A 24,037-nucleotide genomic window follows, 5' to 3' on the forward strand; every position below is an offset into this window, starting at 1 on the left:
TCCCGCGGATCTCATGGAAGAGGGGAGGACGCCGCGTGCGTCCTCCCCCTCTTCGTCTGCATCTCCCGCGAAGTCAGCCGGCGACCGGGTCGGCGGGCTCCTTCGGGCACCAGGGCGTGGTGCACTCGCGGCCCTCGGTCATGCATAGCGGCGAGACGCAGTTGTCGGACTGCACGGTCATCGGCACGGACAGCGGCGCCGTGTCGAACGTGGTGACCGACAGCGCGTCGGGATCGAGCCTGGTCATCTGTGCTCCCGCGTACGAGGAATCAGGCAGTTCCCACCATCGCCTACGGACACTGGTCCGGCAGCCACGTGGGAGCGCAGTACGGCGAGTAGCAGCGGGGCTGCGGCGCGGTGTACGCCGCGCTCTCGATCGGTGTGGCCTCGGCGGTCGCGAACGAGGTCACCTCGATCTGGTCGATGGAAAGCGGCATGGCGCGCCTATCCGCACCTGGTGACGCAGGTCCGCTGCTCGGTGTCCATGCACAGCGGCGACCAGCACTCGATCTGCTGCGTGTCGATGACCGTGGTGCCGGTCGACGGCGCGGCGACGGTGTCGAACGACGAGACCTGGAGCTCCTCGAGCTTGAGCCTGGGCATGCGGTCCTCCGGGTGCGGTGATGGGGGGACGGCGGAGCAGAAGTGTTCCGCCGGTGGCGCAATCAGCGCGTGATGGGCGGGCACCCCGCCATGAATGAGAAGCAGTCCTCGCCATGGGTGGTGGTGGGCAGCGCCACCGTGAGCACCGCGGGGGCGCCGGTCTCGAACGAGGTGACCCGCAACTGGTCGAGCGACAGCGACATGGGCGTGCCTCCGCGTGCAGGATGGAGAGAGGAGGACGGAGATGCAAACAGGTTGCGTCCGGAAATGTCATCACCCCGCACGCGCAGCGCAAGCATCGCATTCTCCCGCGCGCCGCGGCTCCAATCTCCATCTACTGAAAAGAGAAGGGCTCACGCAGAGCAGCAGAGGCAGCGGAGAACATACCTCTGCTACCTCTGCTGCTCTGCGTGAGCCAGGTCTTTCAGCTCGAGATCAGCCGCCGGTCCACACGTTGTTGGTGCGGTTGTCGTCCACGAGGCGCTTCGTGGGGTCCAACTCGATGCGCGTGACGCGCTTTCCGGCGAACTGGTACTCACGCACGTAGCGCCGCTGGTTGGTGGCCCACACCTCGGCCGGGTACTCGAATTCCTGCGCGCTGCCGTCGCTGAAGGTGAAGCGCGCGCGGATCGGCAGCACCCCGCGCTCGCGGTTGCCGTACGCCACGACCACGTGCTCTCCCCCGCCCTGCGCGTCGGCGATGACGGTGTCGACCGCCTGGTCGTAGCGCGCGTTCTCGAGGAACCAGCCGCGCCAGAACCAGTCCAGCCGCCGGCCGCCCACGTCTTCCATGGTGCGGAAGAAGTCCGCGGGGGTGGGATGGCGGAAGGCCCAGCGGCGGACGTAGGTGCGGAAGGCGTCGTCGAACGCCTCGGGACCCATGATCTCCTGTCGCAGCAGCTGCAGCCCCACCGACGGCTTGTAGTACGCCGCCACCCCCAGCTGCGCGGGCTGGATGCGGTCCGGCGGCGTCTCGATGGTCAGGTCCACGCCCTGCTGCATCAGCCGCTCCACCAGCTGCCGCTCGGCCAGCGCGCGCGCCGCCTGGTTCCCCTTCTCCGGGTAGCGCCGCGCCTCGCTGAAGGTGTTGACGAAGGTGTTGAAGCCCTCGTCCTGCCACATGTGCACGCGCTCGTTGGAGCCCACGATCATCGGGAACCACATGTGCCCGATCTCGTGCGTGACCACGTTGTACAGGTCGTAGACGTCCTCGCTGTGCGCCTCCATGGCCACCATCGGGTACTCCATCCCGCTGATGGGCCCCTCCACCGCGCTGATCTGCGGCCAGGGATACGGGAACCAGCGCTCGGAGTACTCCATGATCGACATCCGCGACTGGTCGGCCGCGTCCTTCCACGGGTCGATCGCCGTCGGCCGGTAATAAGCCATCGCCAGCTTGCCGTTCCAGCCGCTGGCGTCCCACAGGTAGTCGGGGCTGGCGGCCCACACCGCGTCGCGCACGCTGTCGGCGTGGAAGTGCCAGGTCATGGTCCCCGTGCGCCGGGGCCGCGCGGCGCCGCTCCTCAGCTCGTCGAGGGTGACGATGTTGACGGGCGTGGCGCTGGTCCGCGCGCGCGCCAGCCGCGAGATCTCGGCGGGCGTCAGCACCTCCTGCGCGTTCTGCAGCATCCCCGTGGCGGCGACGATGTAGCCGGCGGGGACGGTGACGTAGACGTCGTAGTCGCCGTAGTCCAGGTAGAACTCGCCCTGGCCCAGGTACGGCTCGGTGTTCCAGCCGCGCACGTCGTCGTACACGGCCACGCGCGGATACCACTGCGCGATCTCGTACAGCGCCCCGTCGCGCCCCATGCGGTCGGCGCCGTGCTCGGGGACGGCAAAGTGCCAGGCGACGCTGAAGGTGGCCGTCTCTCCCGGCGCCAGCGGCTCGGCCAGGTCGACCTTCGTCACCGTCTCCTGCCCGCGCGTGCGCAGGGGGACGGCGCGCGCGCCCAGCACCTGCTCGAAGCGCTCGATCACGTCGCCGCCCTCGAAGCCGCGCGCGCCGAAGCGCGAGCCGGCGGGAAAGTAGTACGAGTTTAGCGAGTTGCTCCTGAACGCGTTCTGCTCCGTCTGCATCCACACGAAGCGCAGCGTGTCGGGCGAGCGGTTGGTGTAGCGCAGCCGCATCTCGCCGCGCACGTTCTTGGTGGCGGTGTCGAGCGTGGCGCGGAGGGTGTAGTCGGCGCGGTTCTGCCAGTAGCGCGCGCCGGGCGCCCCCGAGCCGGTGCGCATCTCGTTGGGACTCGGCCAGAGCCCCAGCGGCGCGAAGATCGAAGTGTCGCGCACGCTGCCATGCGACTGCGCCGCCGCCTGCATCGCCCCGCCCGCCACCATCGCGGCGGCGAGCGCGAGCAGCGGCGCGCCAGAGAACATCTTCCTCATCCCCATCCCGAAGTAGAAACGTGAAAGCGCGCCCGCCGTCCGGCGAGCGCGTGCAAGGTGGGTTGCAGTCGGATCAACCGTAAATCTATCCGCTACTTACACACTCGTTGGGCACCCATGGTTCCGCGCGTCGTTCCCAGCATCCATGGGCCTCACGCGGAGGCGCGGAGACGCGGAGGCGGTGCCAGACTCCTCCGCGTCTCCGCGGCTCCGCGTGAGATCAAAGATCCACTTCCGCCGCGACCAGGTCCTCGAACGTCTCGCGGCGGCGGACGAGCTGGGCGGTGTTGCCGTCGACGAGGACCTCGGCGGGGCGCGGGCGCTGGTTGTACTGGCTGGACATCGAGAAGCCGTACGCGCCCACGGTGTGGATCGCCAGCAGCTCGCCGGGCTTGGGGATCTCCATGTCGCGGTCGAGCGCCAGGAAGTCGCCGGTCTCGCAGATGGGGCCCACGATGTCGACGGTGCCGCGCGCGCGCTCGTGGCTTTCCACCGGCTCCACCGCGTGCCAGCCGCTGTAGTGGCTGGGGCGGATCAGGTCGTTCATCCCCGCGTCGGTGATCACGAAGCGCTTCCCTCCGCCCTCCTTCACGTAGATCACCCGCGTCAGCAGCACGCCGGCCTCGCCCACGATGAAGCGGCCGGGCTCCACCACCAGCCGCAGCCCCGTCTCCTCCACCTGCGGGACCACGGCCTCGGCGAACGCCTGCGCCGTGGTCGCCGGCTCGCCCTGGTAGGCGATCCCCAATCCCCCGCCGAGATCCAGGAATTCCAGGGGGATGTCGTCCTGCTTGAGGCGATGGGCGAGCTCGAGGACGGACTCCAGCGCCAGGCCGAACGGCGCCACGTCGAGGATCTGCGAGCCGATGTGCACGTCGATGCCGCGCACGCGGATCCCCTGCAGCCGCGCGGCGATGCCGTACAGGTCGCGCGCTCGCTCGGCGGCGATACCGAACTTGGTGGCCGCGTGGCCGGTGCGCGTGTAGTGGTGCGGCGTGGGGCTCTCGATGTCGGGGTTGATTCGGATTGCGACCGGCGCCTTCTTCCCCATCGTGCAGGCGAGGTCGGAGAGCGCGCACAGCTCGCCCTCGCTCTCCACGTTGAAGGCGTAGATCTCCTCGTTCAGCCCCAGCGCCAGCTCGTTGATGGTCTTCCCCACCCCGCTGAACACGATGCGCTCGCCGGGGATGCCGGCCATGCGCGCGCGCCGCAGCTCGCCGCCGGAGACCACGTCGGCGCCGGCGCCCATCTCGGCCAGCGTGCGCAGGATGGCCAGGTTGGGGTTGGCCTTGACGCTGTAGGCGATGAGGTGGGGGACGGGCGAGAGCGCCTCGTCGAGCTCGCGGTAGCGGCGGCGGATGGCGCCGCGCGAGTAGACGTACAGCGGCGTGGCCCAGCGCGCGACCAGCTCGGGGAGCGGCACGCCTTCGCAGTGCAGGACGCCGTCGTGGCGGGGGAACGACTCGGCCGCGGCGTCCGTGGGGACGGTGGAGATTTCGGCGGTGCTGGTGGCCACGGGCTGCCCGGGTCTGCGGATCTCTGGGTGTTCGGGGGTCGAAAGATACGGGCCCCGCGCGAATCGTACCAGACGAATCGTGACGGGGCGGCTGATGCCCATTGCGGATCTAAGCCGGTAAGAGGGCGGTGTAGCGAAGAAGTGCCGGGTTAGAGCCGCAGAGCTTCGCCAAGTAGCTGTCCCTCGACGGGAGCCAGCCGCGAGCACCGATGCTTCGTCCGAACGAGATTCTGTAGTCCGCGAAGGCGGACTTCGTGTAGTTGTAGCCGCGAATTCATTCGCCCTGGACCACGGCGCCGGAAACCTCGCTCCCGGCTCCTGGACGATCCTCAAATCCCCGTCGCGATCCGGAGCGTGAGGCTGCGGCCGGGGTCGAGGGCGAACTCCTTGTAGCGGTTCAGGAAGCTGCGGTACTCCGTGTTCAGCGCGTTCCGCACCTGCAGGTCCACGCGGAAGCCGCGCGCGCCCACGCGGCGCTCCACCCCGCCGCCCACGTCCAGCAGCGTGTGGCCGTCCGGCGCGAGCTCGTCCTCCGTGGCGTGCGTCTGCTTCGCGACCATCTCCACGCCGGCGGAGAGGTAGCCGCGGCCGAGGCCGAACATACGCTCGCGGCGGTACTCGGCCTCGGCGCGGCCGCGCGCGGGCGGGATCAGCGCCAGGTCGTCGCCGCTGCCGCGCTCGGTGCCGCGCACGTAGTCGAACACGCCGCGCAGCGTCAGCGGCGCCAGCACGCGCACCTCGCCCTGCGCCTCCACGCCGCGCAGCAGCGCGTCCGTCTGCATGGTCTGGAACACGCGCAGCCCACCCAGGAAGATCCCCGTCGGCTCGGTGACGATGAAGTGGTCGACGGCGTTGCGGTACACGTTCACCTCCAGCCGCGCCGCGCGCCCCGTCCACCGCACCCCGCCGTCGATCTCCATCCCCCGCTCCTCCGCCAGCGTCGAGTCGCCGCGGTCGTAGCGCGCCTCGCCGATGCGCGGGCCGTTGGCGTACAGCTCGAACAGCGTCGGCGCGCGCCACGAGCGCCCCACCCCCGCGGTCAGCGCCAGCCCCGCGCCCACGTCGAGCACCGCGCCCGCGTTCCACGACGGCGCCGTCCAGCTGCGCTCGTCGTCCGCCGGCAGGCCGAGCGCGGGGACGTCCCTCGCGGTCTGCGTGCGATGGTCCACGCGCGCGCCGGCCAGCAGCCGCAGCGGCCCGAAGTCGTTCTGCCACAACGCGAACGCGCCGCCCGAGCGGACCGACGCGTCGGGCACCAGCAGCTGCGGCCCGCGCGAGTCGTTCTCCTGCGCCAGGCCAGAGACGCCGAGCGTGGCCTCGCCCAGGGCCGCGGGGGCGAGGTGCGCCAGCACGTCGGCGGTGAAGGTGTTCAGCCGCAGGTCGAACTGGATGCTTTCCCCTCCCTCCGCGGCGGGGATGGGGAGGATCTCCTCGTCGGCCAGCTCCTGCAGCACGTGGCGCTGGAACTGCGCGCGCGTCTCGATTCGCACGCCGGGGAGCGGGAACGCGCCGGAGAGCTGGACGCGATCGTCGGACAGCTTGCGCTCGGGCCCGCCCTCTTCCTCCTCGCCCTCCGCCGCGAGGATGGCGCCGCGGGGAGCCAGCCGGTCGTCGATCACGGCCGGCTCCTCGGCCTCGAGCAGCTTGAACTCGCCGCCGTAGCGCTGGTAGCGCAGCGCCAGCGTCCCCCACGGGCGGCTGAGGCCCAGCGCCGCCTCGCCGTTCACCGCACCGAAGCCGGTGTTGGGGATCTCGCCGCCGGGGGTGTGGATGTCCTGCCCCATCCGTCCGATCACCGTGGCGCGCCACCCCAGGCCGCGGCCCGCGCCCTCCGCGCGGGCGACCAGTCCCCCCTCCAGGTTGCCGCTGGCGAAGTACGTCTCCACGCCGCCGCGCATGTACAGCCGCCCGGACGCCTCCGGCAGCGGCTCGGGGATGACGTTCACCACGCCGCCAACCGCGTCGGAGCCGTAGAGGAGGCTCGCCGGCCCGCGGATCACCTCCACCCGCTCCGCCAGCCGCGCGTCGACCGACGGCGCGTCCTCGTCGCTCCACGAGTAGTCCTCCAGCCGCAGCCCGTCGGCCAGCGTGGCCACGCGCGAGCCGAAGAGGCCGCGGATCACCGGCTTCCCCACCTGCTCGCCGGTGGTCAGCGCGCGCACGCCGGGGAGCGTCGACAGCGTCCGCGCGAGCGACACCGAGTGCTCGCGGCGCAGGCGCTCCGGCCCGAGCGTCGACGTCGCCAGCGGCGAATTGGCGATGAGTTGCGGCGAGCGCGACGCGGTGACGGCCACGGGCTCCAGCTCGAACGAGCGCTCCTGCATCACCACCTCGCCGACGGCCTGGCTGGCGGTGACGCGGAGCGAGGTGGACGCGTACCCCGGCGCGGTGACCCGCAGCGTGTACCACCCCGCCGGCAGCCCGCCGATGGCGAAGTTGCCGTCGCGGTCCGCGCGGGTGGCGCGCTCCAGCTCCAGCACGGACACCTGCGCGCCCGCCAGCGGCTGCCCGCTGGGGCCGAGCACGCGCCCGCGCAGCGTGTCGTCCACGACGGCAATGGCGGCGGGGGATGATGCGCCCGCGTGCGCGTTCGCCGGCATCGCGGCACCCAGCGCGGCGGCAAGGAAGGGGATCGCTGTGATCATCGATGGAGATGGTGGTGATCGATGGAGATAGCGGTTGATGCGCGATTGGTGGGAGTTGAATTGAAGACTAGACTTAGCGCCGCGGGCGGGCAACCCGGGAGGACGGCGCCGGGCACCGGCCGGGGACAGGCGGTAAACCCGCGGCTGGAACATTGGAAAGCCTCGCAAACCGCGCGAGGCTTCAACTGCGTGAGGGGGACATGGCGGCACGAATGGCCGCCGCTTGCGCGGGTGCCAGCCGTGGAGCCTGCGCAGCAGGCTTCCCAATGTTCCAGCCGCGGCTTTAGCCGCCCGTCTCCCACACCCGCCCGGCGCCCTCGTTGCCGCGCACCGCCGCCGCATCTACCATGTAACGATCCCGTCACATCTCCGTATCGCCATCCCCATCTCCACCCGACCCGACATGCCCCGTGACACGCACCTGCTGGTCCGCTCGACGCTCCTGATCGCCGCGGGGATCGCGGTGCTGCTGCTGGTGCAGACGCTGGCCGACGTGGGCTCCATCCGCGGCACCCTGGCCACGGCGTTCTCGTTCAACCCGGACGAGGCGCGGCTGCTAATGACGGCGCTGAACCGCAGCTTCAACCAACTGATGGCCATCATCCTCACCGCCGTGGCCATCGCCGTCCCGCTGACCGCCAACACCTACTCGGTCAAGCTGCTGGAGACCTTCATCGACGACCGGGTGAACCGCGCGGTGCTGCTGGCGTTCGTCTTCGGCGTGTGCAACAACCTGTGGCTGCACCACGTGATCGGGCATGGCGTCGTCCCCCGCGTGCAGCTCGCGATCTCGCTGGCGATGGCGCTGCTCTACCCGTCGCTGCTGGTGCCGTACCTCTACTACGTCTTCCGCTTCCTGCAGCCCGACACACTGCTGCGCCGCCTCTCCGGCGAGCTGCTGGCCGGCGTCGAGGCCGCGGCGGCGACGCCATCGCGCGCTGCGGAGGTCGCGGAGAATGCGCCGGCGCTGGTGGAGCACGTGGGGAGCATCGGCATCCGCTCGGTGGACCGCATGGACCGCACGACCGCGGTGGAGACGGTGCACACGCTGCGGGCCATCGTCGAGCGCTACCGGACGGAGAAGCGCGGGCTGCCGCCGGCGTGGACCGAGGCGGGGCGGCACGCGTTCGGCGGGAGCGCGCACGACGCCGAGGTGTGGCTGGAGGCGCGGGTGTTCGCCGAGCTGCGGGCGCTGCTCTCCGCCGCCGTGCCGAAGATGCACGCCGCCGTGGCGGCCATCGCCGACGACGCGTGCGCCATGGGACTGGCGCCGGACGCCCGCGGCGACGAGGACGTGGACGAGCTGGTGGTGGAGTACTTCAACACCTTCATCCGCCTGGCCGTCAGCCGCAAGGACGTGCGCTCGCTCTTCATCCTCTTCCACCGTTACCGCGACTACGCGGCGGGGATCAACGCCGATCGGCCCGAGCGGGCGCTGGAGATCGCCTTCTACTTCCAGTACTACGCGCGCGCGGCCTGCGACGCCGGGATGCCGTTCGCGGTGGAGACGGTGGCGCACGACCTGGCCGTGCTGGTGCGCCGCGCGTGGGAATCGGGCGCGCCCAACCGCGGCAAGCTGCTGGAGCGGATGCTGGCGTTCGGGCGCGAGGCCACCCCGCGGCCGCTGGCGGGGGTGAAGAAGGCGGAGGCGATCCTGGCCGCGTTCTTCCTTCTGCGGGGGGATGGAGATCAGGCCGCGCGCATCGCCGAGGGCTTCCGCGGGCTGGAGCGCGGCTTCGTGGACCGGCTGCGCGACGACATCGTGCACGTGCGCCGCGAGCGCTACTGGGAGGTGACGGACCGCCGCGTGAACCTCGATTACGTCCCTGACGATCAGCGCGCCAAGGTGGAGGAGTTCTTCGCGATGGTGACGGAGGCGGAGAGGACCGTGGAGGCGGCGCCGGCGGAGGTGGGGGATTGATGGCCCGCGGTTCGACGGATATCCCCACATCGATGGGTCGCGATGCGGATATCCCGAGAATGCGAGTGAACTCGCGGCTACAACCACACGCAGTCCGCCTTCGCGGACTTTATCGGCAGCTAGGCTATTTCGGTTCGGCGTGGGTGAAGGCGGCGAGGACCTTCTCTTCCGACAGCGGACGCAGGACGTTGTTCGCGGCGAAGTCCTCGGCCTGCGGATAGGCCGTCGCGCGGATGCGTGCGGCCGCGGCGGCGAGGTCGTACGGCGTGCGGCGGAGATCGACGGTGTCGCCGAGGAGCAGCCAGTACGCGCCGGGCTCGCCGAACGGCATCCCGACGCTGCCGGCGTTCACCACGCGCGTGCGGCCGGCGGTGCGGTCGAACTGCATGTGCGTGTGACCGCAGGTGACCAATGGCGTCTCCACCCCCTCGAACAGCGGCGCGAGGCGCTCGTCCGGTGTCAGCCGGGTGAAGATCTCCGTGTCGCTGCGCGGCGTGGCGTGGCAGAAGAGCACCTCGCCGATCCCCCCGATCTCCATCTCCAGCGTCGGCGGCCAGCCGGCGAGCAGGTCCTCGCGCCCCGCCAGCTCCCGCGCGGACCAGCGGATCACGTCGCGGAACGGCTCGGGGACGTCGGCGGGCTCCATCCCCCGCATCACCTCCAGCACCGACCGGTCGCCGTTGCCGCGGATGAAGCGGGCCGGGAGATCGAGCTCCAGCAGCACGTCCATGCACTCGCGCGGCATCGGCCCCGGCACCACGTCGCCGCCGACGACGACGAGGTCGGCGCCCGCGCGTCGCACGTCGCCGAGCACCGCCTCCAGCGCAGGGAGATTGCCGTGGATGTCGTACAGCGCCGCGACGGGCATAAGCGTGCCTTTCGAGCTGGATCGATCGGCGGCGGGCATGGCCGGGCGAATGAATTCACGGCAACAACTGCACAAAGTCCGCGGCGCGGACTGCGGCCGCGGCATCCGAACTCGCACCTGATCTCCGCGCGAATCCAACCTACCGCCGCGCTTCCGGAGACGCAGCCCCATCGCCCCCGCATGTAGTTGAAGCCTCGCGCTGTTTGCGAGGCTTTCCAATGTTCTAGCCGCGGCTTCAGCCGCCCGTCACGATGGAGACAGGAGCCGTAAGGGCCTCCGCGGCGCACCGCGGAGGCCCTTCCTGCTCCCGCCCTCAGCCGCGCGTCAGTCACGCACGCAGCTGCACTTGCAGTTCGTCGGGTCGGGCGTGCAGTCGCAGCACGCGTGGAACCCCGGGATGCAGAGGATCTGGCAGGTGGAGCTGCTGCAGTCGGTGCTCCCGTCGCCGGGGCATCCCGGAGGCGTCCCGGCCCGCTTCGTAGCGCCGGCTTTGGCCGCACTCCCACCGCAGCTCGCCAGGACCTGCCGCATCGTGGCCGCGGAGAGCCCTTCCGCGCCGATGCGCACCTCGCCCTTCCGCAGCGCGAGCCCGCGTCCCGTCCAGCGCTCGCCGACCCGCGTGGCGCCCAGGAACGACGCCGAGGCCGGGGAGAGCGCCTCGCGTCCGGCCAGGGACAGCACCACCGCCGGACCGCCGTCCGCCGGCGCGACGAGGATGGTCCCCTGGTCGTAGAGGACGCGCGCGCCGGTGTAGCGATGCACGCCGTTCCCCGCGGGCGCGCCGTCGCGCTGCAGCACGAACACGCGGTCGGCGATCCCGTCCGCGGCCTCGCCGCGGGTCCCGCCGTCCACCGCCACCACCACGCTGGGGCTCGACACCGAGCGCTGCACCACCACGGTGCCCGTCCGGGCCTCCCGCAGCGGCATCGGTGCGTGTCCGCCGCCGGGCGGGCGAGCAGCCACGGCCGCACCGGCGCCGGCCCATCCGGCGAGACCCAGCGCGCCCACCAAAAGAATGGCGGATCTCCTCATGGCACCCTCCTGTGGGTTCGGGGAGAGGGAGGAAAAAAGCGGGTCTGGATGATGCAAGAACTACACCTTTCATGATGCACTAAGGCGCAATACGGACGGTTCTGCGGGATTGGAGAAATGGTGAGCCGGAGCCCCACCTGGTGGCGAAACTCCGGCTCGATCCGGTGGAAGGCTCGTCAGACGGGCGATGATTCGAGGAACCGCCGCTCGGCCGCGGCCTTCACCACGGGGAGCGAGAGGCGGCGGACGAGCCTGATCCCCGGCGAGAAGACCGACCAGTAGCGCCGGAACTTCGCCCGCGCCCTGGCGTCCGTCGTCCGCACGCGCACGCGCGTCCGGGCGATGGACGCCTCGGGGCCGATGGGCTCCGCCTCCAGCGTCCACACGATCTTCACCCACCCCGGCTCGTTGAAGCCGCGGAACGTCTCCGGCTCCAGCGCGTGGAAGGTCACGTCCGCCTCCCACGGCTTCGTCACCGCGCCGACCACGATCTCCCGCCCCGGCACCTCGGCCAGCACGCCCCACCCCATCGCCAGCGTGGACGTCAGCAGCCCGCGCGGCAGCTCGCTCGCGTCCGCCTCGGTGCCCAGGATCAGCGCGCGGGCCTTGAAGATGGCGTGCACGAGGGGGATGCTCTCCAGGTCCGTCTCCTTCAGGGCCTCGAGGGCGAATTCCGCGGGCGCGGCCACCCGGATCTCGTGCCGGTCGCCCACCTCGTATTCGGGGATGAAAGTGTCGATCAGGATCGACTCGCCTTTCCCCGCCCCGCCGTTGCGGCGATGGTGGCCGTAGCGCAGCCAGGTGGCCGCCGCGTAGCCGCCCCATCCCAGCGCGAACGCCCCCGCCGCGCCCGCCAGCAGCCGCGCGGGGCGATGCTTCCTCGCGTGCGCGGACGTGCCGTTCCGCCCGCCATTGCTCGTCATCAGCATGGAGACACCTCCTCGTCCAGAGTCGATGCGAACCGCCTCCGAACGATCCGTCCGCACGCCCGCCACGGGAGTGGGGGAAAGGTCGCGCACGTGAGCGCAGATCCACGTCGGGTGATTGGCGGACGCGGTGCACTGGGGGCATTCGGGGTTTCTACGCTGGCATCCTGCCCGCCCGGCTGGCCCCCTCCCCCGCTTCGCAGGGGCGGGGGAGAACTCAGCGTGGACGCGCCGCGGGTGCGGAGTGCGATGTCGCCGAGCGGCGCACCCACCCTCTCCCGGTACGGGAGAGGGCGAGCTCTAAGGCGCGGGGAGAGGGCGGACCGATGCCCGCCACCCGCTACCCAATCTCGATTCACGACCCTTGCGCCCGAAGCATCTTCGCATTTTATTCGGATTGATATACCGAATGGAAGCCGAAGTAGACGAACGAGGAAGTACCGGGGCGACGGGACGAAGGAGGCGCAGATGGACGCGGACATGCCGCTGGAGCAGAAGCTCGACATCCTGATGGAGCTGGCAGCCGACGACCACGACGGCGCGGGCGGTCGCGCGCGCGTGCTGCCGCCGCGGCTGCGGCACGCGAAGGAGGTGGGCGCGCTGCGGCCGCTGAACATCCGGCAGCTGCGCACGTCGGTGGGCAAGGTGGCGCTGATGCGCATCCTGATGACCAACGCCTGCTCCTTCAACTGCCACTACTGCCCCATGCGGCGCGACCGCAGCATGCCGCGCACGTTGCTGAAGCCCGAGGAGCTCGTCCGCGTCTTCCTCGAGGCGCACCGCCGCGGCTGGTGCAGCGGGCTGTTCCTGACCACGGGGATCCCCGGCCGCCCGGTGAAGGTGATGGACGACCTGATCACCGTGCTGGAGCTGCTGCGCGTGAAGCACCGCTTCGCCGGCTACGTGCACGTGAAGATGGTGCCCGGCGCCGAGCCCGCGCAGATCGAGCGGCTCACCGCGCTGGCCAGCCGCGTGTCGCTGAACCTCGAGGCGCCCTGCGGCCAGACGCTCACCCAGATCGCGCCGGAGAAGAGCTTCGACACGGCGATGACCTCGCTCGACCGCGCCCGCCGCCAGGTGCTGCGCGGCAAGGAGGAGACGGCGATGGGGCGCCCCGCCGACCCGCTCGCCCCCGGCGGCGCCAGTGGGATGACGATGCAGTTCGTGGTCGGCGCCACGCCCGACACGGACCGCACCATCGTGGGCAAGGTGACGGAGCTGTACGCGGGCGGCGGCATCCACCACGCGCACTTCAGCGCCTTCCGCCCCATCCGCGAGACGCCGATGGAGGACGCGCCCGCCGCGCCAGCGTTGCGCGAGGTGCGGCTGTACCAGACCGACTACCTGCTGCGGCAGTACGGCTTCAGGCACGACGAGGTGGTGTTCGACGGGCGCGGCAACCTGCCGCTGGCCAACGACCCCAAGACCACCTGGGCGCTCGCCCACCCCGAGCGCTTCCCGGTGGAGGTGCGCACCGCGCCGTACGAGGAGCTGGTGCGCGTCCCCGGCATCGGCCCCGGCGCCGCGAAGAAGATCGTGGCTGAGCGCGGGCAGGCGGTGCTGCGCACGCTGGCCGACCTGCGCGGGCTAGGGGTGGTCACCACGCGCGCGGCGGGATTCCTGACGCTGAACGGCCGCCGCTTCCAGGACGTGAAGTGGAGCGAGCAGCTGGGCTTCTGGGGCGCGGACGACGACACCGGCGCCCACCATTTCGTCTACGACGTCAGCCCGGGGACCTTCCGATGAGCGCCGACGCGCACCCCATCGCCGCGATCGGCGACGGCTGGGACGCGTCTCCGGCGCATCGTATGGCGACGGCCGCGAGGGAGGCGATGTTGCCGCGCATCCACCGCATGCGCCTCATCCCCCTCTGCGACGGCTACCCCACCGCGCGCGGCGGTGAAGCCTATGCCGCGCGCGAGTACCACCCGTACGGCCTGATGGTGTGGCACGGGTACGACTGATACGAAATCCGGGAATTTGGTTGATGTACCCAGGCCGATCCAACGCTGACGTCATCCTGAGGCCGGCCAGACCGTAACCAGCGTCTGCGCAAGAGCTTGCAGGCCGAAGGATCTATCATCGCATCAGCACGAGCTTCGATCGGACGCGCCAATGCTTCACCCGGACTTGGTATGAGTCCGTCGAAGACCTCAGCGGCAGCAAACAGCAACGCCGCCGGATCGCTCCCGCGGCGTTGATCCTTTCGATGCCCGTCGCGTGCCTGGATGCAGCGTCATGCACGCGATTCTGTAGTCCGCGAAGGCGGACTTCGTGTGGTTGTTGCCGCGAATTCATTCGCCCCGACCACCCTCGAATCCCGCCCCCGGACGCGCCTCACATGATCGGCGCGAGCTCTGTCTCCGTCAGCGCGCCGCGGCGGGGGAGGAACCATGCGAGCGAGGCGGCGCAGAACGCCACGCCGCCGGCGGCGGCGAAGACCGGGAGCGCGCCCGTCCAGCCGAGGACCGCGCAGGCGGCGCCGAGCACCAGCAGCCGCGCGGTCTCGATCGGCCCCGCCCACTTCGCGGACTCGAACACCCCGCCCACGCCCGCCAAGCTGATCGCCACGTAGAACCCCGCCGCGGCCACGTGCGCCCCCGGCATCCCCGCCGCGCGCTGCAGCAGCACGAAGCTCCCCGCCAGCGCGGCGGCGAACTGCACGAAGCCGTAGAGCGCCAGCCCCGCAGGGACGGCCGGGTCCCACGCCTCCGCCGTCTCCGCGGTCACCTCGGGCGGCGCCTGCGGTCCGCCCTCCGCGGCGGAGCGCCATCCCGGCGGGCCGAACACGTACATCAGCCGGTCGCGCCATCGGCCGGCGCGCCGCGCGTCGCGCACGATCTCCACGAAGCCGTGCACGTTGGCCCACAGCGGGTTCCAGCTCCGCAGCGGCGTCGTGATCCCGTACACCGGCTCCTCCTCCTCCGCCTGGAAGGTGCCGAACATCCGGTCCCACACGATCAGCACGCCGGCGTGGTTGCGGTCCAGGTACTTGGGGTTGCGCCCGTGGTGCACGCGGTGGTGCGACGGCGTGTTCATCACGAGCTCCGTCAGCCGTCCCATCCTCCCGACCGCGCGGGTGTGGATCCAGAACTGGTAGAGGAGGTTGAGCGCGTACGAGGTGACGTACATCACCGGCGGGATGCCGATCAGCGCCAGCGGCACGTAGAACACCCAGGTGAACAGCCCGTGGATCGAGCTCTGCCGGAGCGCCACGGCCAGGTTGTACTCCTCGCTGCTATGGTGCACCACGTGCCCCGCCCACAGCACGTTGATCTCGTGCGACAGCCGGTGGCTCCAGTAGTAGCAGAGGTCCACGAGGAGGAAGACGATCGTCCAGCTCGCCAGCTCGCGCGGCTGGATGGCAATCCACGGGAATCCGCCGCCGGTCCGCACGAACGCCGCGCCGTCCGCCCACGCGGGGAGGCCCGGAAGCCATTGCTGCACAGCGAGATGGCGATAGACCCAGACGTAGATCCCGATCGCGAACAGCTTGGAGAACACGCCCGAGACCTGGCTGAGGATGCCGCAGCTCAGGTCGGCGATGGAGTCGTTCAGCCGGAACAGCCGCCGCCGCGCGACCGCCGCGTACGCCAGCTCCGCGCCCATCAGGACGAAGAAGAAGGGGATGGAGAAGAGGATGATGCCCATGGGCCGGATTCGGGCGGGCGGGAGACGTGGGGATGCCACGCCAACGATATCCAACCCCTTGCGGCGCAACAAGCCCCGCGCGGTGATGCTCAGCCGGGGTTGAACGGAGACGGGTCCGCCGCGCCCCAGCGGAGGCCGGTGGCCCCGCGCGTCTCCACCACCTGCTCCACGGCGAAGGAGACGATCCGCTCGGCGCCGGGGAAGCGGACCGGGTCCGGCGCGTCCCACTCGATCTCCGCGCGTCCGGTCAGCTGCAGCGTCGCCCCGCGTGCGAAGTCGACGAACAGAAGCCCGCAGCGCGGGTCCACGGCCAGGTTGCCGAGCGTGTTGAACATCGTGTTGCCCGAGTAGTCCGGAAACCGCAGCTCCCGCGCGTCATCCACCCGCACGAAGCCCGGCGCGCCGCCGCGGTGCGACGCGTCCGCGCCGCCGCCGTCCGCGCGGCTGGCGATGAAGAAGGTGTCCGCCGCCGCGATCCATGCGCGCTGCAGGTCCGTCATCTCCGTCCCTCGCGCCGCGATCGCCGCGGCGGGATCGAGCGAACCGGCCACCACACGGGCCTGGATGTACTTCGGGCAGTTGCCGTACGCCTGCCGCACCGCGAGCCGCAGCCCGGCGCCGGCGCCCTCCACCCACCCGTTCACCCGCACCCGCCGCCGCGCCGCCAGGTCGATGGCCACCAGTCCGGCCTCGGCGCCGGCCGCAAGCACGTCCGCCAGCGGGTCGCCGGCGGGCGGGCGCGCGGAGATCTCGAGCACATGCGCGTTCGCGGCGCGCAGGAACCCGGGCGCGCCGGTCAGGAGCGACGCCCACACGGCGCCATTCCCGTCCGCGGCGGCGATCACCGCCAGGTGCTGGTCCTCGAGGAAATCCGCCGCGGCGGGCCACAGCTCGGGGTGGATGCCGCGCCCCACCCGCGCCGCCATCTCCTGCACGCCGGCGCGCGCCTGCACGGCCAGCTCGCCCGCATGGAACGGTGATGCCATCGTCTCCCTCCCCCCGTGTGCGAATCCCATCCCTCATCCAGTTGGAGGTTTCGCGGTTACGGCCGGAGACGTACCGGCTTGCGTTCCTGGCCTCGCCGCGCGCACGTTGTGCCTCACCATCCCACCAACGCCAACCCGCCGCTCCCCCGCACCGCCATGATCCGTGCACGCCGCGGCTTTATCGCCGCACTGGCCGTCCTCGCCGCCGCATCCGCATCGCCCCTGGACGCGCAGCTGAGCCCGCGGATGCTCGGCGGGCTGCGGTGGCGGATGATCGGGCCGTTCCGCGGCGGGCGAACAGTGGCGGCGGTGGGGGTACCGTCGCGGCCGGGAGTGTTCTACATCGGCGTCAACAACGGCGGCGTGTGGCGCACCACCGACTACGGCCGCGTCTGGACGCCGATCTTCGACGGACAGGCGACGGGCTCCATCGGCGCCATCGCCGTCTCGGAGTCGAACCCGGACGTGATCTACGTCGGCAGCGGCGAGGGGCTGCAGCGTCCCGACCTCTCCACCGGCGACGGCATCTTCAAATCGACGGACGGCGGGCGGACGTGGACGCACCTCGGCCTGGCCGACGCGCAGCAGGTGCCGCAGCTGATCGTCGATCCGCGCGACCCCGACCGCGTGTTCGCCGCCGTGCTCGGGCACCCGTACGGGCCCAACGCCGAGCGCGGCATCTTCCGCTCGACCGACGGCGGGCGGACGTGGCAGAAGGTGCTGTATCGCGACGAGAACACCGGCGGGATGGACCTAGCCTTCGACCCGCGCGACTCGCGGACGGTGTTCGCCGTGCTCTGGTCCGCGCGCCAGGCGCCGTGGGAGATCGGCGGCTCGTGGACGATCTCGCGCAACAACGGGCTCTACAAGTCGACGGACGGCGGCACCACGTGGCGGCAGATCACCAACGGGATCCCGTCGGCGGACGACGGGCTCGGGAGGATCGGGATCGAGGTGTCGCGCAGCGACCCGCGGCGGATGTACGCGGTGATCGGCGCACGGCGCGGCGGCGGCGTGTACCGCTCCGACGACGCGGGGGAGAGCTGGCGGCTGACGAACCCCGATCCGCGCCTGTGGGGCCGCGACGGCGACTTCAACGAGGTGCGCGCGGACACCAGGAACCCCGACGTGGTCTACGTCGCCAACATCGTCACCTGGAAGTCGACGGACGGCGGGCGGACGTTCGAGGCGCTGCGCGGCGCGCCCGGCGGCGACGACTACCACCGCATCTGGATCGACCCGAACAACCCGCGGGTGATCCTGAACGCGGCCGACCAGGGCGCCGTGATCTCCGTCAACGGCGGCGAGACCTGGAGCTCGTGGTACAACCAGCCCACCGCGCAGGTCTACCACCTCTCCACCGACAACGCCTTCCCGTACAACGTCTACGGCTCGCAGCAGGAGAGCGGCTCGGTCGTCATCTCCAGCCGCGGCAACGACGGCGAGATCACCTTCCGCGACTGGCACCCGGCCGGCGCGGAGGAGTACGGCTACGTCGTTCCCGATCCCCTGAACCCCGACCTCGTCTACGGCGGCAAGCTGAACCGCTGGGATCGCCGTACCGGCCAGGTGCAGGACGTGGCCCCGCGCGCCTTCCGCGAGAACGGCTACCGCGTCGTGCGCACCGAGCCGGTCGTCTTCCATCCCGCCGACCCGCGCACGCTCCTGTTCGCCAGCAGCGTGGTGTGGAAGACGACGGACGGCGGCGCGCACTGGACGCAGATCTCCCCCGACCTCACCCGCGACGCGTACGCCGTCCCCGCCAACCTGGGCGCGTTCACGGAGCTCGACCCGGAGAAGGGGCGACACCGCGGCGTCGTCTACGCGCTCGCGCCGTCGCCGCGGGACGCGGGGCGCATCTGGGCGGGGACGGACGACGGACAGATCCACGTGACCGCCGACGGCGGCGCGCACTGGCGCAACGTCACCCCGCCGCAGCTGGCGCCGTGGGCGAAGGTGTCGGTGCTCGAGGCGTCGCGCTTCGACACGGCGGTCGCCTACGCGGCCATCAACACCTTCCGCCTCGACGACCTGCGCCCCCACCTGCTGCGCACGCGCGACGGCGGGCGGACGTGGCAGGAGATCGTGACGGGGATCCCGAACGCGGGGATCACCAACGTCATCCGCGAGGACCCGGCGCGCCGCGGGCTGCTGTACGCGGGAACGGAGCGCGAGGTCTACGTCTCGTTCGACGACGGGGATCACTGGCAGTCGCTGCGGCTGAACATGCCCGCGACCTCCATCCGCGACCTGGTGATCCACGACCAGGATGTCGTCGTCGGCACCCACGGCCGGGGGTTCTGGATCCTGGACGACGTCTCGCCGCTGCGGCAAATGGATTCACGGACGGAGGGGACGGCGGCGATGCTGGTGCGTCCGCACGACGCCGTCCGCGCGCGCTGGAACACGTGGACCGACACGCCGCTCCCCGCCGACGAGCCGATGGGGCAGAACCCGCCCGACGGCGCGGTGATCGACTACTGGCTGGGCCGCACATCCTCGTCCCCCGTGACGCTGGAGATCGTGGACGCCGCGGGCCGGGTGGTGCGGAGGTTCGCCAGCACCGACTCGGTGACGCCGGTGCGGACGGAGGGGAACGTCCCCTGGTACTGGGTGCGCCCGCCGCAGCGCGTCTCCGCCGACGCGGGGATGCACCGCTTCGTGTGGGACCTGCACTACGCGCCGCCGGCGGTGCTGGAGCACGAGTATCCCATCTCCGCCACGCCGCACGACACGCCGCGGGAGCCGCGCGGGCCGTGGGCGCTCCCCGGCGCGTACACCGTGCGGCTGACGGTGGATGGGCGCGCGTACACGCAGCCGCTGGTGGTGCGCATGGACCCGCGCGTGCGCACGCCGATGCCCGGCCTCCGGCTGCAGTTCGAGACGGCGATGCGGCTGGTCGACGGTCTGCGGCGCGACGCGGAGGCGCTGGGGCAGCTCCGCGGCGTGCGCGCGCAGCTGACCGCGCTCAAGGGGAAGGGCTCGGCCGGGCTGCAGAGCGGCCTGGCCACCTTCGACCAGCGCGCCGCCGCGCTCGACGAGGGCGGCGACGGGCCGCGCGAGGCGAACGCGCCGATGAGCCTGGCCGCGCTGAACGGCGACCTGGCCACGCTCTACGCGCTCATCCAGAGCGCCGACGCCGCGCCGACGAGCCAGGCGCTGGAGGCCGTCGACCAGCGGCTGCGGGCGCTCGACGCGGCGCTGGCCGCGTGGCGCACGCTGCGCGAGCAGAACCTGGAGGAGCTGAACCGGCAGATCCGCGCCGCGGGACTCTCCCCCATCGCCGTGCGCGCCCTCGCCGAGCCGGACGACCCGGACCACGCCGCGCCCGAGGAGGAGGACGAGCCCTGAATCAATATCCCAAAAGAATTTGGCTCACGCAGAGGGCGCAGAGGACGCAGAGAAAAGCCGTATGATGCGGTGAGTTCTCTGCGTCCTCTGCGCCCTCTGCGTGAGCTAAAAAGATCGGCGGGCGTCGGAGATGTCTCCGCCGCCCGCCGTTGCCCTCACCTCGCCGTGCTCAGCAGGCGCAGGTCTCCCAGGTGCACCCGTCGCACGTATTGTACGCCGTGCAGAAGCGCGTGACCGACGCCAACTCGCCCACCGGCTGCCCGCCCAGGGCGAGGCTTTCCACGGTGAGGGTCTCGAGGTCGAGCCTCATTTTCTTCATCGTTCCCCCAGGATGTAGTCCGTGCTCAGCAGATGCAGGAGTCGGCGTTGCAGTTGGTGCAGGTGTCGTACAGCGTGCACCAGCGCGAGATCGACGCCATGTCACGCGCCGGCTGCGCGCCGGTGGCGAAGGTCTCCACGGCGATGGTCTCGAGGTCGAGCGTGTGCTTCTTCATCGTTCCTCCTGGCGAGTGGATGGTTCAGAGGCAGACCACGGGCGGGCACGAGTAGGTCGGGCAGCCGTCGCAGGTGTTCAGGCAGTCGCTGCGCCGCGGATCGGTGATCTGCCAGCCGCGCACGGTGCCGCCTTCCTGCTCCACCCGGTCGGTGTCGAACGTCTCCACCGCGAGCTTCTCCACGTTCAGCCGGATCTTCTTCATCGTGCCCCCCGTGGCTGGGAGTGAGCGGCGTTCCGTCACAGCGTGGCAGGTCGCGAGAGACGAATCGCCAAGGCGCATAAGGGATGCGTATGTAGGATAACTTCAATACTTCAGATGTTCAATGGAGATGATTTGTCTCCAACTGTGAAGAGGGAGCGGGCGCCGGATCCGCTCCGGGCGCCCGCTCCTGTCTTTCTCCATCAAGATCGCGTCAGTAGACGCGCGCTTCCCAGTAGTTCTCGACGGCGTCGGGCAGGCTCGCCAGGAAGTTGTAGCCCGTGTACCCCTCCAGCGCGTCGACGGTGGTCTTGTAGTTCGTCCACGGCGCGGAGATGATGCCCGTGGTGTTGGGCATGTCCACGGCGATCACCTGGATGCTGCTGGTGGAGGTGGCGTTGGCCAGGCCCTGACCGTACGGCATCACCACCACGATCTTCCAGGTGTAGGTGGGGATCTGCACCTTCCCCGCCCCGTTCAGCGTGCCCTTGCTGCCGCTGGGGCCGGAGATCACGTACAGCTCCTTGTTCTGGTTCTGCGCCAGGTCCTGCAGGAAGTACTCGAAGTCCAGCCACGGCCCGGCGTTCAGGTCGTGCGTCTGCGGCACGATGTTGGTCATCAGGAAGGTCGACTTGTTGTCGGTGACGTCCCAGGTGCGCTCCTCGCTGCGCACCTGGTGGCCGCGGTCGTAGCCGCTGTTGGTGTAGTCGCTGGTGACCACGTGGTAGCACGACGTGGGGAGCGAGGCGTCGCTGCTGAAGCTGGTGGAGCGCGGCGCGTCGCCGTAGTGCGTCTTGTTCAGGTTCCAGCTCACCCAGTTCGGCCGCCCCTTGGCGCAGTTGTAGGAGACGTAGTACTGGCGCTTGGAGAGGTACAGGTCGTCGGCCGAGTTGGAGTCGGTGGGCCTGCCGAACTCGATGTGGCTGCGGTAGATGGCGCTGGGGTAGGTGACCGCCCGCGGCGCCTGCGGGGTGACGGGTGCGGTGGGTGATGCGGGACGGTCGGCCGAGCAGGCTGCGAGCACGGCGGTGGCGAGCGCGGCCGCAAGGGAGCGGACGCGCGCGGGGGCGAGGCGCAGGGACATGACGTCTCCGGTCGCGATGTGTAGGGGATTGTCACGCAGGACGCGACGAAACTAATGTCGTCCCCCTCCGAAGGCGAGCATTTCGTGTAACACCCCAGCTTCAGGCGTGAACCGTGTCGCCCACGCGATTCTGATCGTCGCCAGACGCACGCGCGCGCCCGGCCGGTGGATGTCGGCGGGCGCGCGTTTTCATCCTTCTCATGATCCGATGGAGATCGTCGACGCTTACGCGACCTCGGCCAGCGGCGGCTCCGCGGGCGCGGCTTCCTTCGCGGGGATGAGGGACATCGCGCGCTCGGCCAGGGCGCAGATGGTGAGCGACGGGTTCACGCCGGGGTTGGCGGAGACGGCGGACCCGTCGACCACGTACAGGCCGGGATAGCCCCACACCTGGTGCCGCGCGTCGATCACCCCCTCGGCCGGCGAGGCGCCCATGGTGCAGCCGCCCAGGATGTGCGCGGTGGTGGGGATGCCGAAGAGCGTCTCCGTCGCCAGGCTCGCCGCGTAGCCCTTCGTCTTCGCCGCGATGCGCTCCGCCAGCTCCGTCGCCTCGGGGATGGCGGCGGTGGGCGCGGCGCCGTGGGTGAGCACCGACCGCATCGCCCCGAACAGCCGTCCGGGGCGCAGCGACAGGTGGCTGTCGATGCTGCGCATGTACAGCAGGATCATGGTGTGCCGCGCGAAGTCCGGCACCAGGAACGCCTTCAGCGACCGCCATGGGTGCCGCAGCGTGTGGCGCAGCGCGTTCCACATCCGCTCGAACGCCGTCGCGCCGGGACCGTGCGGCGCCATCAGCACGCGGAAGAAGCCGGCGCCGTCGGGATAGCGCACCGGCTCCAGCGTGGAGTGCTCGTCGGTGCGCAGGATGGAGGTGATGGCGATCCCCTCCGACATCTTCACGTCGCGCCGCTCGCTCACGATCCCCATCAGCACCTCGGAGTTCGTGCGCACGAAGCTCCCCAGGCGGTCGGAGACGAGCGGGAGCCCCCCGGCGCTCGCCTTGAGCCGCATCAGCAGCGGCACCGTCCCCAGCACGCCGCCGGCGAGGACCACGTTCCTGGCGTGGAAGACGCGCTTCTTTCGGGGCCGCCACCACCGCGCCGGCCCCTCCAGCGCTGTCACCTCGTAGTAGCCGCCGTCGGCTGGACGGATCCACACCACCTCGTGCTCCGATTTGATGCGCAGCCCGCGCTTCTCCGCGAGCCAGAGGTAGTTGCGATCGAGCGTGTTCTTCGCGTTGTGCCGGCACCCCAGCATGCACCCACCGCACTGGTTGCACCCCGTGCGCTCCGGCCCCTCGCCGCCGAAATAGGGGTCGGCGACGGTGACGCCCGGCGCGCCGAAGTACACGCCCACGTCGGTGGGATGGAAGTGCACCTCCAGCCCCAGGTCGCGCGCGAGCTCGGCCATCACCTCGTCGGGATAGGTCCTGCCGGGGAACGGCGTGGCGCCCAGCATCCGCCGCGCCTCGGCGTAGCAGGGGGCGAGCTCGCGCCGCCAGTCGGCCAGGTGGCGCCAGGTGGGGGATTCGAAGAAGCCGTCGCCGGGGACGGGGAGGGTGTTGGCGTAGACCAGCGAGCCGCCGCCCACCCCCACGCCCGAGAGCGCGGTGATGTGGCGCAGGAACTTCATCTGGAACGGGCCGCGGAAGCCCAGGCGCGGCATCCACAGCCAGCGCGGCAGGTTCCAGTTGGTGCGCGGGAAGTCGTCGGGGCCGAAGCGGCGGCCCTTCTCCAGCATCAGCACGCGGTAGCCCTTCTCCGCCAGGCGCAGCGCGCTGACGCTTCCGCCGAAGCCCGAGCCGACGATCAGCCAGTCCCAGCTCTCCATGACCGCTCCGCGTGCTGGAAGGGCGAAGAACGAAAGTTCTCGCCAGAAGTCTCGCGCCGATGCAGATTTGGGTGTCGGCAGGCGCACGCCCCGCCGTGGGGATTCCACGGACACCTCCAACCACGCACCTGCCGATCTCCGGTGATCCTACGGAGCTTACGGATGAGCGAGGCTCAGACAACACCGGGCCGCGCCGGCACGGGTCTCCTCTTCTCGCCCGTGCTCACGGCCAGCCTGGAGCACCGCCGCTCGCTGACGACCGCGCTGGTCCGCGTCCTCGAGTGCCGGCGCCTGGGCGCGGCGGAAACGGCCGCGCTGCTGGGCATCGGCGAGCCGCGCGTCCGCGTCCTCATGCGCGGCGACGCGGACGCGTTCAGCATCGAGGAGCTGGTGCGTCTCCTGGCCGCGGTGGGCATCGACGTGTGATCCGATCTCCGGGCTTGTCGGCGGCCGCGCCGGCGCCCATACTGGCGTGCAGCGCCGCCTTCATCGAACCGTATTTCCGCCTCCCGGCGTCCGCGCTCCGAGGCTCCCACCGAGCGAAACG

Annotated in this window: 22 protein-coding genes; 5 read left to right on the plus strand and 17 right to left on the minus strand. The window is 70.8% G+C overall.

Translation table 11 applies throughout. From position 1 onward, the window contains the following. Positions 1 to 73 precede the first annotated feature (73 nt). The 7 genes from VF092_04410 to VF092_04440 form a co-directional block, all read right to left on the minus strand. The gene (locus VF092_04410; protein ID HEX6746515.1) at positions 74 to 247 is read right to left on the minus strand and encodes a hypothetical protein; all 174 of its coding nucleotides are present in this window, start codon (positions 245 to 247) and stop codon (positions 74 to 76) included. Between the two features lie 43 nt (positions 248 to 290). Continuing rightward, positions 291 to 437: a hypothetical protein gene (locus tag VF092_04415; GenBank protein ID HEX6746516.1), complete on the minus strand. Its 147-nt coding sequence runs from the start codon at positions 435 to 437 to the stop codon at positions 291 to 293. A gap of 7 nt (positions 438 to 444) precedes the next feature. Next, the gene (locus VF092_04420; GenBank protein HEX6746517.1) at positions 445 to 603 is read right to left on the minus strand and encodes a hypothetical protein; all 159 of its coding nucleotides are present in this window, start codon (positions 601 to 603) and stop codon (positions 445 to 447) included. 62 nt (positions 604 to 665) lie between these two features. Then, a complete protein-coding gene (locus VF092_04425) occupies positions 666 to 806 on the minus strand; it encodes a hypothetical protein (protein HEX6746518.1) in 141 nt (46 codons plus the stop codon). A 232-nt stretch (positions 807 to 1,038) separates the two neighbouring features. Further along, positions 1,039 to 2,985 carry a M1 family metallopeptidase gene (locus VF092_04430; protein HEX6746519.1) on the minus strand — a complete coding sequence of 649 codons (1,947 nt, stop codon included), beginning with the start codon at positions 2,983 to 2,985 and terminating at the stop codon, positions 1,039 to 1,041. A 220-nt stretch (positions 2,986 to 3,205) separates the two neighbouring features. After that, the gene (gene lysA, locus VF092_04435) at positions 3,206 to 4,501 is read right to left on the minus strand and encodes a diaminopimelate decarboxylase (protein ID HEX6746520.1); all 1,296 of its coding nucleotides are present in this window, start codon (positions 4,499 to 4,501) and stop codon (positions 3,206 to 3,208) included. Positions 4,502 to 4,830: 329 nt separating this feature from the next. Next, positions 4,831 to 7,146, minus strand: coding sequence for a TonB-dependent receptor (locus VF092_04440; protein HEX6746521.1), 2,316 nt, complete (start codon positions 7,144 to 7,146; stop codon positions 4,831 to 4,833). A 403-nt stretch (positions 7,147 to 7,549) separates the two neighbouring features. On the opposite strand from VF092_04440, the gene VF092_04445 reads away from it, so the two are divergent. Further along, entirely contained in the window at positions 7,550 to 9,067 is a 1,518-nt protein-coding gene (locus VF092_04445) for a DUF2254 family protein (protein ID HEX6746522.1), read from the plus strand. Positions 9,068 to 9,191: 124 nt separating this feature from the next. On the opposite strand, the gene VF092_04450 is transcribed toward VF092_04445, so the two are convergent. The 3 genes from VF092_04450 to VF092_04460 form a co-directional block, all read right to left on the minus strand. Continuing rightward, a complete protein-coding gene (locus tag VF092_04450) occupies positions 9,192 to 9,935 on the minus strand; it encodes a metallophosphoesterase family protein (GenBank protein ID HEX6746523.1) in 744 nt (247 codons plus the stop codon). 324 nt (positions 9,936 to 10,259) lie between these two features. After that, a complete protein-coding gene (locus VF092_04455; GenBank protein ID HEX6746524.1) occupies positions 10,260 to 10,862 on the minus strand; it encodes a hypothetical protein in 603 nt (200 codons plus the stop codon). Positions 10,863 to 11,143: 281 nt separating this feature from the next. Continuing rightward, positions 11,144 to 11,896, minus strand: coding sequence for a hypothetical protein (locus VF092_04460; GenBank protein HEX6746525.1), 753 nt, complete (start codon positions 11,894 to 11,896; stop codon positions 11,144 to 11,146). Between the two features lie 465 nt (positions 11,897 to 12,361). On the opposite strand from VF092_04460, the gene VF092_04465 reads away from it, so the two are divergent. Beyond that, positions 12,362 to 13,639 (plus strand): radical SAM protein, encoded by a 1,278-nt coding sequence (locus tag VF092_04465; protein ID HEX6746526.1) that lies wholly within the window; start codon positions 12,362 to 12,364, stop codon positions 13,637 to 13,639. Continuing rightward, on the plus strand, positions 13,636 to 13,857 hold the full coding sequence (locus VF092_04470; protein ID HEX6746527.1) for a hypothetical protein: 222 nt from the start codon (positions 13,636 to 13,638) through the stop codon (positions 13,855 to 13,857). Before VF092_04465 ends, VF092_04470 begins: the two co-directional genes overlap by 4 nt. 373 nt (positions 13,858 to 14,230) lie before the next feature. Here VF092_04470 and VF092_04475 read toward each other — a convergent pair whose 3' ends face one another. Next, positions 14,231 to 15,544, minus strand: coding sequence for a sterol desaturase family protein (locus tag VF092_04475; protein ID HEX6746528.1), 1,314 nt, complete (start codon positions 15,542 to 15,544; stop codon positions 14,231 to 14,233). 89 nt (positions 15,545 to 15,633) lie between these two features. After that, entirely contained in the window at positions 15,634 to 16,530 is an 897-nt protein-coding gene (locus VF092_04480; GenBank protein HEX6746529.1) for a pyridoxamine 5'-phosphate oxidase family protein, read from the minus strand. A 156-nt stretch (positions 16,531 to 16,686) separates the two neighbouring features. Between VF092_04480 and VF092_04485 the strand changes: the two genes are divergently transcribed. Beyond that, positions 16,687 to 19,881 carry a hypothetical protein gene (locus VF092_04485; protein ID HEX6746530.1) on the plus strand — a complete coding sequence of 1,065 codons (3,195 nt, stop codon included), beginning with the start codon at positions 16,687 to 16,689 and terminating at the stop codon, positions 19,879 to 19,881. 169 nt (positions 19,882 to 20,050) lie between these two features. On the opposite strand, the gene VF092_04490 is transcribed toward VF092_04485, so the two are convergent. The 5 genes from VF092_04490 to VF092_04510 form a co-directional block, all read right to left on the minus strand. After that, positions 20,051 to 20,200, minus strand: coding sequence for a hypothetical protein (locus tag VF092_04490; GenBank protein ID HEX6746531.1), 150 nt, complete (start codon positions 20,198 to 20,200; stop codon positions 20,051 to 20,053). A 25-nt stretch (positions 20,201 to 20,225) separates the two neighbouring features. Continuing rightward, positions 20,226 to 20,375 (minus strand): hypothetical protein, encoded by a 150-nt coding sequence (locus VF092_04495; protein HEX6746532.1) that lies wholly within the window; start codon positions 20,373 to 20,375, stop codon positions 20,226 to 20,228. Positions 20,376 to 20,399: 24 nt separating this feature from the next. After that, complete coding sequence (locus tag VF092_04500) at positions 20,400 to 20,579, minus strand: hypothetical protein (GenBank protein ID HEX6746533.1); 180 nt, start codon at positions 20,577 to 20,579, stop codon at positions 20,400 to 20,402. Positions 20,580 to 20,790: 211 nt separating this feature from the next. After that, positions 20,791 to 21,660, minus strand: a complete 870-nt coding sequence (locus tag VF092_04505) for a DNA/RNA non-specific endonuclease (GenBank protein HEX6746534.1) — start codon at positions 21,658 to 21,660, stop codon at positions 20,791 to 20,793. 225 nt (positions 21,661 to 21,885) lie between these two features. Next, positions 21,886 to 23,490 (minus strand): GMC family oxidoreductase, encoded by a 1,605-nt coding sequence (locus tag VF092_04510; GenBank protein HEX6746535.1) that lies wholly within the window; start codon positions 23,488 to 23,490, stop codon positions 21,886 to 21,888. A 162-nt stretch (positions 23,491 to 23,652) separates the two neighbouring features. Here VF092_04510 and VF092_04515 point away from each other — a divergent pair, with 162 nt between their 5' ends. Next, a complete protein-coding gene (locus VF092_04515; protein ID HEX6746536.1) occupies positions 23,653 to 23,916 on the plus strand; it encodes an XRE family transcriptional regulator in 264 nt (87 codons plus the stop codon). The last annotated feature ends 121 nt before the right edge of the window (positions 23,917 to 24,037 follow it).

This window comes from Longimicrobium sp., from assembly GCA_036377595.1.
Classification (GTDB): domain Bacteria; phylum Gemmatimonadota; class Gemmatimonadetes; order Longimicrobiales; family Longimicrobiaceae; genus Longimicrobium.

Bases quoted from the DNA above. Each gene is read 5' to 3' on its own strand.
- VF092_04430 (HEX6746519.1), bottom strand. From the start codon at position 2,985: ATGAGGAAGATGTTCTCTGGCGCGCCGCTGCTCGCGCTCGCCGCCGCG.
- VF092_04445 (HEX6746522.1), top strand. From the start codon at position 7,550: ATGCCCCGTGACACGCACCTGCTGGTCCGCTCGACGCTCCTGATCGCC.
- VF092_04500 (HEX6746533.1), bottom strand. From the start codon at position 20,579: ATGAAGAAGATCCGGCTGAACGTGGAGAAGCTCGCGGTGGAGACGTTC.
- VF092_04415 (HEX6746516.1), bottom strand. From the start codon at position 437: ATGCCGCTTTCCATCGACCAGATCGAGGTGACCTCGTTCGCGACCGCC.
- VF092_04455 (HEX6746524.1), bottom strand. From the start codon at position 10,862: ATGCCGCTGCGGGAGGCCCGGACGGGCACCGTGGTGGTGCAGCGCTCG.
- VF092_04505 (HEX6746534.1), bottom strand. From the start codon at position 21,660: ATGTCCCTGCGCCTCGCCCCCGCGCGCGTCCGCTCCCTTGCGGCCGCG.
- VF092_04490 (HEX6746531.1), bottom strand. From the start codon at position 20,200: ATGAAGAAAATGAGGCTCGACCTCGAGACCCTCACCGTGGAAAGCCTC.
- VF092_04495 (HEX6746532.1), bottom strand. From the start codon at position 20,375: ATGAAGAAGCACACGCTCGACCTCGAGACCATCGCCGTGGAGACCTTC.
- VF092_04475 (HEX6746528.1), bottom strand. From the start codon at position 15,544: ATGGGCATCATCCTCTTCTCCATCCCCTTCTTCTTCGTCCTGATGGGC.
- VF092_04485 (HEX6746530.1), top strand. From the start codon at position 16,687: ATGATCCGTGCACGCCGCGGCTTTATCGCCGCACTGGCCGTCCTCGCC.
- VF092_04470 (HEX6746527.1), top strand. From the start codon at position 13,636: ATGAGCGCCGACGCGCACCCCATCGCCGCGATCGGCGACGGCTGGGAC.
- VF092_04425 (HEX6746518.1), bottom strand. From the start codon at position 806: ATGTCGCTGTCGCTCGACCAGTTGCGGGTCACCTCGTTCGAGACCGGC.
- VF092_04450 (HEX6746523.1), bottom strand. From the start codon at position 9,935: ATGCCCGTCGCGGCGCTGTACGACATCCACGGCAATCTCCCTGCGCTG.
- VF092_04480 (HEX6746529.1), bottom strand. From the start codon at position 16,530: ATGGCATCACCGTTCCATGCGGGCGAGCTGGCCGTGCAGGCGCGCGCC.
- VF092_04420 (HEX6746517.1), bottom strand. From the start codon at position 603: ATGCCCAGGCTCAAGCTCGAGGAGCTCCAGGTCTCGTCGTTCGACACC.
- VF092_04465 (HEX6746526.1), top strand. From the start codon at position 12,362: ATGGACGCGGACATGCCGCTGGAGCAGAAGCTCGACATCCTGATGGAG.
- VF092_04510 (HEX6746535.1), bottom strand. From the start codon at position 23,490: ATGGAGAGCTGGGACTGGCTGATCGTCGGCTCGGGCTTCGGCGGAAGC.
- VF092_04460 (HEX6746525.1), bottom strand. From the start codon at position 11,896: ATGCTGATGACGAGCAATGGCGGGCGGAACGGCACGTCCGCGCACGCG.
- VF092_04440 (HEX6746521.1), bottom strand. From the start codon at position 7,146: ATGATCACAGCGATCCCCTTCCTTGCCGCCGCGCTGGGTGCCGCGATG.
- VF092_04410 (HEX6746515.1), bottom strand. From the start codon at position 247: ATGACCAGGCTCGATCCCGACGCGCTGTCGGTCACCACGTTCGACACG.
- VF092_04515 (HEX6746536.1), top strand. From the start codon at position 23,653: ATGAGCGAGGCTCAGACAACACCGGGCCGCGCCGGCACGGGTCTCCTC.